The organism is Dyella solisilvae (assembly GCF_003351225.1).
Classification (GTDB): domain Bacteria; phylum Pseudomonadota; class Gammaproteobacteria; order Xanthomonadales; family Rhodanobacteraceae; genus Dyella; species Dyella solisilvae.
In genome coordinates this window covers 392,656-404,564 of the sequence record NZ_QQSY01000002.1, presented here as the reverse complement: position 1 = coordinate 404,564, position 11,909 = coordinate 392,656, and the positions used below count along the sequence as shown (strand labels likewise).

Below are 11,909 nucleotides of genomic sequence, written 5' to 3'. Positions count from 1 at the left end.
CTCTTGGGCAAGCAAGAGAAAGTGACCCGGCCTCCGGCAGGAGGACGGAAGCCCGCCGCAGGCGAGCCCGATCGAGGCAGCCTCAAATCAAAAGCGAAAGGCACTGGATCCCAGCCTTCGCTGGGATGACGTTGAGGGGAGCTACACGGTGGCGGGTAGCCTCGCTCCGGCGTTCTGCGCGCTTCGCACCAGGTCTAGCCCGCGCTGGGATGACGGGCGAGATGGCCGCTACCGGAACGTCTGTCCGACCACACCGGTGGCAAGTGACGCTGCCTCAGCAACCACAAGATCCCCCTCACTCGCCGCCACAAAATGCCCAAGAATCCCCCCCAAACTCCGCAAATCCTGACTGTTATGCCGCGCCACGCGATGCAGCGGCCCCGTTGAACCCCTTCGCAGAAAACCCAGCCACGCAGCAGGCGCCTCGGAACCCGGCAGATCGTCCTCGCGCACCACGCGCAGCAGCTGGCGCTCGGCGGTGGCCAGGCGGCAGTTCTCCCACACGCCGCGCCAGCGTCGGCGCACCGGGTGCAACAGGTCGATGTGTGTCAGGCCGTCGAGCGGGCAGGCGCGGCGGTGCAGGCGGAATCGTGTCTTGAGCAGCGGCGCGTCGTAGGACTTGCCGTTGTAGCTGACCAGCACGCTGTCCGGACGCAGCCACGAGGCGAAGCAGTCGAGCATGGCCTCTTCGCCGCCCAGCGTGGTGATCAGCAACTGGCGCTCGCGGAAACGTCCCTCGTGCCAGTCGGCCACGCCGATCATGAAGGCGCGAGTGCCCGTGCCGCCGGCGAGTCCGGTGGTTTCAGTGTCGAACAACAGCAGCCGTTCGGGCGCAATCGTTTCCGCAATGCGCGCGAAGCTGGCGTCGAACGCCGCCGGCATGGGCGGCCAGCTTTCCACGCTTTCGCTGAGCTGCACGCCCGGCGCGATGGTTCGCCCCGGTAGCGCGACAGGTTCCGCCACGCGACGAACCGGCTGTTGGGCGCGCTGGCGCACACCGAGCAATGCGCGCAGGTTGTCCGCCATCGGTTCGGGACGACGCGCCGATGGCGCCGAAGCGACGCCAGCCTGGCGACGCAGGCCGCGCAGTTTGTCGGCCAGCGCGCTCACAGGGCGATGATCAGGTCGAGCACGCGCGTGGCGAGCGATTTCAGCGCGGTGTCGCCCTGCTCGTCGGATGCGAGCACCGGGCCGACGCAGGCGGGACAGCCGCTGCGGCAGTCGCAGCGTTGGACCAGTTCGCGCGCGAGTCGCACCAGGTCTTCGCGACGCTCGTACAACGGTGCGCTCAGGCCCACGCCACCGGGGAAGGCGTCGTAGAGGTACAGCGTGGGCACGAACGGTCCCTGCGTGATGGCTTCCGTCTCGCCGAAGCTGGAGCGCAGCTGCGCTCGGCCGTTGGCATCGGGCGTGGCGAACCACGCGCCGTCGCCGCTGCCCACCGCCTTCTGCAGGTCGCGCGCCTCGGCCATCACCGCCACGGTGGCGACGATATGCAGTGCATGCGCGGCGGCGAGAAAACCGTCGAGCGCCTGCTGGCGATGGTCGAAGGCCTGGTCCAGCGCGCGTTGAGGCAGCTGCCACCATACCGCGGTGGTGTGCAGTTCCAGGTCGGGCAAGTTGACCGGGCCGTAGCCGATGTTCTCGTGCGTGTAGTAGCGGATCTTCTTGTAGCCGGCCACGCGCCGCGCGACGTGCACTTCGCCGTGGTGCGCGCTGCCGGCGCCGGCATGCGAGCCGTCGAAGGCCTCGAGCACCTTGAGCTTGGTGTAGTCGATGGCGTCGGTGTAGTAGTCCACCTGTGTGCGCGTGACATAGGCCTTGCGGCCGTTCCAGTCCAGCTTCTCCACCTGGTAGGGCGTGGACTGCACCATGTGGATGGCGCCCTCGTATAAGGTCAGCGAGGCGGCGCTGAAATCCACTTCGGCGATGATGGTCTGGCGGCCGTTGGTGCGGTCCACCACCACGAAGTTGCCGTCCGCTACCGAGCGCAGCGACACCGCGTTGGCCGGGTAGCTGTCGGCAATCCATTCATAACGACCGCCTTCCGGATGCAGCACGCCTTCCTCGGCCAGCACCTGCAGCCAGGGCGTGGCGTCCTGCGGTCCGAACAGTTCGCCCGCGGCGAACGGCAGCTCGAAGGCGGCGCACCGGATATGGTCGAGCAGGATCAGCGGCTGGTCCGGCGCGATGCGCGCGTGCTCCGGCGGCGCGCCGCGGAAGAATTCCGGGTGGCGCACCAGGTACTGGTCGAGCGGATCGCTGCTGGCCACCAGCACGCCCAGCGAGGCCTGCTGGCGGCGGCCCGCGCGGCCGAAGCGCTGCCACGTCGCCGCCACGCTGCCCGGGTAACCGTTGAGCACCACCACGTCCAGCGCGCCGATATCCACGCCAAGCTCCAGCGCGGAGGTGCTGACGATGCCGTCCACCTGGCCCGCGCGCATCTCGCGCTCGGCGGCGCGGCGCTCGGTGGGCAGGTATCCGCCGCGATAGGCGCGGATGCGCGGCGGCTTGCGCGGATCGTTGTCGAACACGTCCTTGAGGTATTTGGTGAGCACTTCCACCATCAGCCGCGATTGCGCGAACACCAGTGTCTTGAGCCCGGCACGGATCGCCGTGCGCGCGATGCGGTTGGACTGCGAGCGCGCCGACGCGCGCAGGCCGAGGTCGGGATTGACCACCGGCGGGTTCCACAGCAGCACATGCTTTTCGCCGACCGGCGCGCCGCTTTCGGTGATGGCGGTAACCGGCTGCTCGATCAGCGCGCTGGCGTGTTCGGCCGGATTGCCGATGGTCGCCGAGCACAGGATGAACTGCGGCGACACGCCGTAGAACGCGCACACGCGCTGCAGCCGGCGCAGCACGTTGGCCACGTGCGAACCGAACACGCCGCGATAGGTGTGCACCTCGTCGATCACTACGTAGCGCAGGTTCTCGAAGAACTGCGCCCATTTGGTGTGATGCGGCAGGATCCCCTGGTGCAGCATGTCCGGGTTGCTCACCACGATGTCGCCATGCAGGCGGATCGCCTGGCGCGCGTCGCCTGGCGTGTCGCCATCGAAGGTGAAGGCCTTCACGCCGAGATCGCCAGCCTGGTTGAGTTCCAGCAGCTCCGCCACCTGGTCCTGCGCCAGCGCCTTGGTGGGAAACAGGAACAGCGCCTTGGCCCGCTGGCGGATCGCCGCGCTGATCACCGGCAGCGTGTAGCACAGCGACTTGCCCGAGGCGGTGGGCGTGGCAATTACCACATGCTCGCCCGCGGCCGTGGCGTCCCAGGCCTGCGCCTGGTGGTCGTAGAGCTGCTCGATCCCGCGGCTGCGCAGGGCCTGCGCCAGCGCCGGCGGCATGTCGCCGGGCAGCGGGGCGTAGCGCCCCTCGCGGTCCGGTTGCACGAAGGACCCGGTAATGCGGTCGGCATAGCGCCTGGCCAGTCGCCGCGCCAATTGGTCGCCGCCGGACACCGGGGCGCCCAGCGCGCCATCGGCACGCACCGCGCGCTGGGCGAGGGGATTGGGCAAGGCATTCATCGGCGCGCTCCGTCCGGCAAGGGAGGGCATTGCAGCGCCGGGCCGTCTCAGTTCGTGAGACTAGGGGCCGGAGCAGGAAGCCCCTCTTCCTCTAAGCGCGAATAGCCCCTCTCCCACAGGGAGAGGGGTTGGGGAGAGGGTGCGGTGTTGTGCCGAACGTCATGCGTGCTGCGAGGCCCGCACCCTCATCCGCCTGCCGGCACCTTCTCCCGGAGGGAGAAGGGTTATTTCTCGGAGGTTTGCGCACTTGCCCCTCTCCCTTCGGGAGAGGGGTTGGGGGAGAGGGTGCGGACTTGCTGCAACGCCGGGTGGTCCGCTTCGCCCCTTGCCCCCAGCCCTTAAGCGATTCATAAGCCATCCGCCCCATAATGACCCGGCAATTGCCGGAATCGCTGGAGCCACCGCCTCGTGCACATCCTTCTGGTCGAAGACGACGCGCAGCTCGGCGCCGCCCTCCAGCGCGCGCTCGAGCGGCTGAGCTACACGGTGTCGTGGCTGCGCGACGGCCGCACCGCGCTCAACGCCATCCGCGACCGCACCGCCGACCTCATCCTGCTCGACCTGGGCCTGCCCGGCCGCGATGGCATCGAGGTGTTGACGGAGACGCGTCGGGCGCACATCGACACGCCGGTGCTGGTGATGACCGCGCGCGACACGCTGGCCGCGCGCGTGGACGGGCTCGATGCCGGCGCCGACGACTACCTGATCAAGCCCTTCCACGTGGAGGAGCTGGCCGCACGCATCCGTTCGCTCAGCCGGCGTACCCGCGGTCTCGCGGTGAATCGCATCGATGTGGGCGCGCTGACGCTGGACCTGGGCACCTCCGAGGTGACTTTCCGCGGCGAGCCGGTGGAGCTCACGCGTCGCGAATTCGCGCTGTTGCAGGCGCTGATGGAAAACGCCGGCCGCCTCGTGCGTCGCGAAAGCCTGGAGAATTCGCTCTACGGCATCGACCACGTGGTGGGCAACAACGCGCTCGAAGTGCTGGTGCACGCGCTGCGGCGCAAGCTCAGCTTCGAGACGATCCGCAACGTGCGCGGCTTCGGCTACATGCTTCCGCGGGATCCGAAGTGACGGGCGGCAGCCTGCGTGGGCGCTTGCGCTGGCTGATCCTGGGCGTGCTCGCCCTGGTCCTGCTGCCGCTCGGCATTTACAGCCTGCGCCGCACCATCCACGAGGCCGACGAACTGTCCGACGGCCGGCTGGCGCAGTCCGCCCGCACGCTCCAGGTGATGATCGGCCAGATCGGCCTGCCGGCGCTGCAGCAGCATGGCCATGGCGTGGTGGTGCCGGTCACCAGCGACGCGACGCAGGAACTGGTGTTGCATGGCCACACCTTCGAATCGGAAGTGGGCTATCAGGTATTCGACCGCGATGGCCGCATGCTGATGGCTAGCGGCAACGTCGCCGACTTGCCGCCGCCGGCCGGGCGCGTGGGTTTCGAGGACGTGCACCACGGCCGTTACCGCTGGCGCCTGTTCACCTTGCCGCCGACCGCCGATGGCGTGGTGGTGCGCGCCGCCGAGCGCTACGACAGTCGTCGCGACATCACCAATGCGCTGTGGCTGGAACATGCGCTGCCGCCGCTGATCGCGCTGCCGGTGCTGGCGCTGCTGGTGGGCTGGGCGGTGCGCCGTGGCCTGCTGCCGCTGGATGCGCTGGCGGCACGGCTGGCCGCACGCAAGCCCGGCAGCCATGACACGCTGGAGGTGACCGGCGCCCCGCGCGAGCTGGAACCCGTGCTGACGGCGCTCAATGACCAGTTCGCAAGGCTGGAAGACGCGCTGGAACGCGAGCGCCGCTTCAGCGCCGACGTCGCGCACGAGCTGCGCACGCCGCTTGCCTCCACCATGATCAACCTCGAGAACGCTGAGGCCAGCCGTGACTCGCGCGAAGCCGACGCCGCACTCGCTGATGCGCGCGAAAGCCTGGCGGCGCTGGCGCGACGCGTGGAGCAGCTGCTGTCGCTGGCCCGTCTGGAAAGCAGCTCGCGCGCAACGCAGCGCAGCGACGTGGATCTGCTGGCGGTGGCGCGTACCGCGATTGAAGACCTGTCGCCGGTGATTGCCGACAGCGACGCCGAGCTGGATGTGGCGCTGCCTCCCGGTCAGCTGATGGTGCGTGGTCACGAGGTCGCGCTGGCGGCGCTGCTGCGCAACCTGCTTGAGAACGCGCTGCGCCACGTGCCCAGCGGCGGTCTGGTGCAGCTGGCGATCGCGCGGTCGGCAGGCGATGCGGTGATCGACGTGATCGACAACGGCGAGGGCATTCCGCCCGAGCGTCGCGCGGCGGTATTTGCGCGGTTCCATCGCGAGGTCGGTAGTCGCGGCGAGGGCTATGGCCTGGGGCTGTCCATCGTGCAGCGCGCCGCCCAATTGCACGAGGCCAGCATCGAATTGCTGGATTCGCCGCTGGGGCAGGGGTTGCGCGTGTGTGTGCGTATTCCCCTCACCTCGGAGCACTGACCTTATTCCCTCTCCCCGCCGGGGAGAGGGCTGGGGAGAGGGGCGGGTGCTCGCGAAGAAGCCGCATCGAAGCTTGCTCTAACCAGCCTCCCCGCAAGGTTGTCCCCTCACCCTACCCTCTCCCCGGAGGGGAGAGGGGGTAATCCGCGCCTTTACAAAGTCAAATCTAAGCCAGTTCCGATAGGGTGTTCACTCCCTCACCGTGCACGGATCCTTCGGTGTCGTTCCCGTTCAAGCTGTTTCGCCCAGCCAAGCTCGCCTGCGTCGGCGCCCTCGCCGCGACGCTTCTTGCCGGCTGCGCCACCTACCAGGCCGAGCCCTTGCCCGAGCAGGCGGCCTCGGCGGATTCGCTGACGCAGCTGCATGGCTACGACAGCGCCACGTCGCCGATGGACGCCGCGGCGGTGGAGCGGCTGGTGTTGCTCAACAACCCGGACCTGCGGACCGCGCACGCCCGCCATGAGGCGGCGCAGGCGCAGCGTCGGCAGGACAGCGTGCTGCCCAATCCGGTGATCGGCGGCAGCGTGGGCTATCTGATGTCCGGCCCGGGCGACGCCACGGCGTGGACGGCATCGATCAGCGAGGACATCACCGCGCTGATCACGCTCAAGCCGCGCCGTGAGGCCGCCAAGGCCAGCGCCGATGCAGTCGACGCGGGCCTGTTGTGGGAGCAATGGCAGACCGTCGGCAAGGCGCGCCTGCTGGTGATCGACCTGGTCGAACAGGCCCGCCTGATCCGCTGGCAGCAGCAGGCACTCGACCTGCTCGCGCAGCGTGAGGCGCGCCTGACCAAGGCGATCGGCGCGGGCACGATGGAGCGCATCACCACCGCCTCCGATCTGGCCGCCGCTGCCGATGCTCGCGCCAATCTCAACGACCTGCAGCGCCGCCAGCTCGACCAGCAGCAACAGCTCGCCGCCTTGCTCGGCCTCAAGCCCGAAGTGGTGGTGCCGCTGGTGGAGTCGCTCGCGGCGCCCACGCTGGATGCCGATGCGATCCGCCAGCAGGCCGACAGCGTGCGCCACCGTCGCCCCGACCTCGTCGCACTGCAGCTCGGCTATCAGGCACAGGACGCCACGTTGCGCGCGGCGGTGCTTTCCCAGTTCCCCGCGCTGAGCCTCGGCTATGCCGCGTCGCAGGACAACAGTCGCGTGCGCAACGGTGGCCCGGCGGTGACCTTCACGCTGCCGCTGTTCGATCGCAACCAGGGCAACATCGCGGTGGCCCGCGCCTCGCGCGAGCAGTTGCATATCGAATACACCACGCGACTGGCCACCTCGCGCGACGACGTCGACGCGTTGCTGGCGCAGTACGCGCAGCTCGAGCAGCAGCGCCAGGCGCTGACGCCGGCCGCGGCCGATGCCGCGCGTGCGGCATCGCAGGCCGAAGCCGCATGGCACGCCGGCCTGCTCGACCTGCGTGGCTACGTTGATCTCGACGTCGCCTCCATCAACCGCCAGATGGCGCTGATCGCCATCGAGCAGGCCATGCTCGAACAGCAGGCCGCGCTGGCACTGCTGGTGGGCCGTGGCATGCCCGTTTCCCTTGACCAGGATGTGATTGGATCATGATGTCTTCACTGCGATGGATGGCCGCCGCAACCGCGGCGCTGGCGCTGGCAGCCTGCGGTGGCGAGGAGTCGGCTGACAACGGCGCGGTAAGCGCCGCGGTGACGCTGGTTCCCGTGCATCAGGGCAGCCTGCCGGAGCGCGTGGCCGCTTTCGGCAGCGCCGGTCCCGCCGCCGACGCGGCGCAGGTGCTCAGCGTGCAGGCCTCGGGCCGCGTCACGCAGTGGGCGGTCACCGCTGGCACGCCAGTCAAGCGCGGGCAGCGGCTGCTTTCGTTCGAGCTGGCGCCTTCCGCCGTGGCTGCCTATGTGCAGGCACAGAGCGCGCTCAACGTGGCGCAGGCGGCGCGTGCACACACCGCCGAGCTGCTCACGCAGCAGCTGGCCACGCGCGACCAGATGGCGCAGGCCGAGAAGGCGTTGTCCGATGCGCAGTCCAATCTCGATGCGTTGATTCGCCAGCAGGGCAAGACGCCGGTGATGGACGTGAATGCACCGTTCGACGGCACGGTGGTCACGGTCGATGCCGCACAAGGCGACGTGCTGCAGCCGGGGGCGGCGTTGCTGTCAGTGCAGCGCGGCGACGGCCTGGTAGTCACTGCCGGCATCGAGCGTTCGGCGATGGGCCGCGTGCAGGTCGGCGCCAAGGCTGAACTCATGCCGCTGGGTGGCGGCGAGGCCATGCATGGCACGGTGCGCCGCGTGGCGCGCGCGCTCAATCCGCATACGCACCAGTTGGACGTGGAAATCGTGCCCGATGGCGCGCTGGTCGGCGGCGAAGGCTTCCGCGCCGACATCGTCGTCGGTCAGTGGCAGGGTTGGCTGCTGCCGCGCGACGCGGTGCAGGGCGGCGAGTCCGATCGCCATGTATTCCAGGTCGCCGACGGCAAGGCCGTGCGCGTGCCGGTGAAGCTGCTCGGCGAATCCGACACGGTGAGCGTGGCTAGCGGCGCGCTGGACGAACACCGTCCGCTGGTGACCGAAGGCGCCACCCAGCTCGATGACGGCATGGCCGTGCGCACCGCCAAGCCGGAAGCGCGCCCATGAGTGGTGGTGGCTGGCTCGCCCGGCATGCCCGGGCCATTGTGATCGTGGCCGTCGCGCTGGCCTTGGCCGGCCTGGCGAGTTCGTTCACGCTGCCGGTGGGATTGTTTCCGCAGGTCTCGTTCCCGCGCGTGGTTGTCGATCTGGATGCCGGCGACCGTCCGGCCGACCAGACCGCCCTGCTGCTGACCCGACCGGTGGAAGAAGCCATCCGTACCGTGCCCGGCGTGGCCAGCGTGCGTTCGGAAACCACGCGCGGCTCGTCGCAGATCTCGGTCGACTTCGGCTGGGGCCGCGACATGATCGCCTCCACCCTGCAGGTGGATTCGGCCATCGCGCGCGTGCTGCCCAGCCTGCCGCCGGGCGCGACGTACAACGTGCGTCGCATGGATCCCACGGTGTTCCCGATCATCTCCTATGCGCTGCAGTCGGACACGCTGTCGCCGGTGGCATTGCGCGATCTCGCGCAGTACCAGCTGGTGCCGCTGCTCGCCTCGGTGCCCGGTCTTTCGCATGTCGACGTGCAGGGCGGCGAAACCGCGGAACTTCAGGTGGAAGCCGACCCGCGCAAGCTCGCCCAGTACGGGCTGAGCATCGACGACCTCAGCGCCGCGCTGTCCGGCGCCAACCAGTTGCAGGCGGTGGGCCGCCTGCAGGACCGCAACAAGCTGTACCTGGTGGTGGCCGACCATTCGCTGAAAGAGGTCGAGGCGATCCGCCAGATCGTGGTGAAGAGCGACCCGCACGGCTGGGTGCGCCTCGGCAACGTGGCCACGGTGCATGAAGGCTACGTGCCGCAGTGGATCAAGGTCAGCGAGGACGGCCGTCCGGCCGTGCTGTTCAACGTCTACGAGCAGCCCGATGGCAACGCGGTGCAGATCGCCGAGCAGGTGCGCGCCAAGCTGGATGGTTTCCGCCTGCCGAAGGGCGTGAAACTGACGAGCTGGTACGACCAGAGCCAGCTCGTGGTGGAGTCGGCGCGCAGCGTGCGTGATGCGGTGCTGATCGGCCTGCTGCTCGCCGCCGCCGTGCTGCTGGTGTTCCTGCGCAACCTGCGCGTGACCCTGATCGCCATGCTGGTGGTGCCGATCACCCTGGCGGTGACGGTGCTGCTGCTGCAGGTATTGGGCCTGAGCTTCAACATCATGACCCTGGGCGGCATTGCCGCGGCGGTGGGCCTGGTGATCGACGACGTGATCGTGATGGTCGAGCACGTGGCGCGCCGCGCCGGCGCCACCGGTTCGGGCGGACGCGACGCGGTGCTGCCGGCCGCGCGCGAGTTCCTGCCGCCGCTCACCGGTTCCAGCCTCGCCACGCTGATCGTGTTCATTCCGCTGGGCCTGCTCAGCGGCGTCACCGGCGCGTTCTCCAAGGCGCTGTCGGTGACCATGGCCAGCGCATTGACCGTGTCGTGGCTGGTCACCGCGTGGGTGGTGCCGCCGCTGCTGCGCAAGTTCGTGGATTTCCAGCGCTGGCACGATCCCGGCCAGGATCATGAGAGCTGGCTCGGCAAGGGCCATTCCCGCCTGCTCGATGGGCTGTCGCGCCGTCCCGCGCTGCTGCTGGCGGTGGTGCTGCCGCTGCTGCTGGTCGGCGGCCTGGCCTACACGCGCGTGTCCACCGGCTTCATGCCGGCGGTGGACGAAAGCGGCTTCGTGATGGACTACTACACGACGCCTGGCACCTCGCTGCCGGAAACCGCGCGGCAGATCGGCCAGGTGGAAGCGATCCTGCGCGAGATGCCGGAAGTGGACACCTTCTCCCGCCGCCTCGGCACCGGCCTGGGTGGCGACCTCGGCCAGTCGTATCACGGCGACTTCTTCGTGCGGCTCAAGCCCGGGCACGAACGCGGCACCGAAGAAGTGATGAGCGACGTGCGCGAGCGCGTCGAGCACGAGGTGCCCGGCGTGCAGGTCGAGCTGGCCCAGCTGATGGAAGACCTGATCGGCGACCTCACCGCCGTGCCGCAGCCGATCGAGATCAAGCTCTACGCCGCCGACCCGCGCCAGCTGGTGCCGCAGGCGCAGAAGATCGCCAAGGCGCTGGCCGACGTGCCTGGCGTGGTGGAGATCAAGGACGGCGTGCAGCTCGCTGGTGACGCGCTCAATGTGCAGGTGGACGCGGACAAGGCCATGTTCGAAGGCATGACCGTGGGCGCGGTGACCCAGGCGGTGAACAACGCGCTCAACGGCGTGGTCGCCACCGAGCTGCCGCAAGCCACCAAGAGCGTAGGCGTGCGCGTGCGCATGCCCGACGCCATGCAGTGGCGACAGCCGCAGCTGCTGGCGCTGCCGATCCGCGCGCCGGACGGCCACGTGTTCCCGTTGAACCGCGTCGCCAACATCGCCACCGAAACCGGCCAGCCGCAGATCTCACGCGAGAACCTCCAGCAGATGGTGGCGGTCACCGCGCGCATCGAAGGTCGCGGCATGGGCGCGGCGGTGGCCGACGTGAAGAAGCTGCTGGCGCGGCCGGGCATGCTCGATGCGGACATGCGCTACGAACTGGGCGGCCTTTACCAGCAACAGCAGATCGCCTTCCTTGGACTCAGCAAGGTGTTCCTGATGGCGCTGGTGGCCGAGTTCGTGCTGCTGCTGTTCCTGTACGGACGCCCGGGCCTGGCGCTCATCATGATGGGCTGTTCGCTGTTCTCGGCCACCGCGGTATTCATCGCGCTGTGGCTGACCGGCGTGGACCTCAACATCACCGCGATGATGGGCATGACGATGATCATCGGCATGGGCACGGAGATGGCGATCTTTTACGTCTCCGAGTACGTGACGATGGCCGGCACGATGCCGGCGCGACAGGCCCTGCGCGAGGCCAGCCGCAACCGCCTGCGCCCGATCACCATGACGACGCTGGCCGCCATTCTGACTTTGTTGCCACTGGCGCTCGCGCTGGGGCAGGGGGCCGGTATCCAGCAGCCGCTGGCCATCGCCATCATCGCGGGTCTGATGCTGCAGTACCCGTTGGTGTTGGTGGTGATGCCGACGTTGATTGGGTTGGGGTTGCCGCGGGGGGAGAAGGGTGCCTGAGTGGGCACGCTTGCTGGCTTCGGAGCGCGCGGCGCGTCGCTCGCGTTTACCTTCATAGCTCGTCATCCCAGCGAAGGCTGGGATCCAGTGACTTGGCTCTTGGCTTTTGATTCGAGGTTGCCATCAGCTGGCTCGCCTGCGGCGGGCTTCCGCCGGCCTGCCGGCCGCCGGGTTACTTCTCTTTGTTTGGCCAAAGAGAAGTAACCAAGAGAAAGGCCACCCCGATGGCGCGCCTTCCGGGCTTTGCCCTCCAGGTTCGCGGGCGGGC

7 protein-coding genes are annotated in these 11,909 nt (G+C 68.8%); 5 read left to right on the top strand and 2 right to left on the bottom strand.

Features of this window, described 5'->3' with window-relative positions:
• Nucleotides 1–228 precede the first annotated feature (228 nt).
• Nucleotides 229–1,110 carry a ribonuclease H-like domain-containing protein gene (locus DVT68_RS09090; protein WP_114824756.1) on the bottom strand — a complete coding sequence of 294 codons (882 nt, stop codon included), beginning with the start codon at nucleotides 1,108–1,110 and terminating at the stop codon, nucleotides 229–231.
• Nucleotides 1,107–3,518 (bottom strand): DEAD/DEAH box helicase, encoded by a 2,412-nt coding sequence (locus tag DVT68_RS09085; RefSeq protein ID WP_233523444.1) that lies wholly within the window; start codon nucleotides 3,516–3,518, stop codon nucleotides 1,107–1,109. Before DVT68_RS09085 ends, DVT68_RS09090 begins: the two co-directional genes overlap by 4 nt.
• A gap of 417 nt (nucleotides 3,519–3,935) precedes the next feature.
• Here DVT68_RS09085 and DVT68_RS09080 point away from each other — a divergent pair, with 417 nt between their 5' ends.
• The 5 genes from DVT68_RS09080 (at nucleotide 3,936) to DVT68_RS09060 (ending at nucleotide 11,641) form a co-directional block, all read left to right on the top strand.
• Nucleotides 3,936–4,601, top strand: a complete 666-nt coding sequence (locus tag DVT68_RS09080) for a response regulator (protein WP_114824754.1) — start codon at nucleotides 3,936–3,938, stop codon at nucleotides 4,599–4,601.
• The gene (locus DVT68_RS09075; protein WP_114824753.1) at nucleotides 4,598–5,992 is read left to right on the top strand and encodes an ATP-binding protein; all 1,395 of its coding nucleotides are present in this window, start codon (nucleotides 4,598–4,600) and stop codon (nucleotides 5,990–5,992) included. The genes DVT68_RS09080 and DVT68_RS09075 overlap by 4 nt, the downstream gene beginning before the upstream one ends.
• Nucleotides 5,993–6,210: 218 nt before the next feature.
• Nucleotides 6,211–7,563 carry a TolC family protein gene (locus tag DVT68_RS09070; protein ID WP_114824752.1) on the top strand — a complete coding sequence of 451 codons (1,353 nt, stop codon included), beginning with the start codon at nucleotides 6,211–6,213 and terminating at the stop codon, nucleotides 7,561–7,563.
• Nucleotides 7,560–8,606, top strand: coding sequence for an efflux RND transporter periplasmic adaptor subunit (locus DVT68_RS09065; protein ID WP_114824751.1), 1,047 nt, complete (start codon nucleotides 7,560–7,562; stop codon nucleotides 8,604–8,606). The genes DVT68_RS09070 and DVT68_RS09065 overlap by 4 nt, the downstream gene beginning before the upstream one ends.
• Nucleotides 8,603–11,641, top strand: coding sequence for an efflux RND transporter permease subunit (locus tag DVT68_RS09060; protein WP_114824750.1), 3,039 nt, complete (start codon nucleotides 8,603–8,605; stop codon nucleotides 11,639–11,641). Before DVT68_RS09065 ends, DVT68_RS09060 begins: the two co-directional genes overlap by 4 nt.
• The last annotated feature ends 268 nt before the right edge of the window (nucleotides 11,642–11,909 follow it).

What these genes read in the sequence shown, in the direction of transcription:
- DVT68_RS09060 (WP_114824750.1), top strand. Translation starts at nt 8,603, where the DNA reads ATGAGTGGTGGTGGCTGGCTCGCCCGGCATGCCCGGGCCATTGTGATC.
- DVT68_RS09065 (WP_114824751.1), top strand. Translation starts at nt 7,560, where the DNA reads ATGATGTCTTCACTGCGATGGATGGCCGCCGCAACCGCGGCGCTGGCG.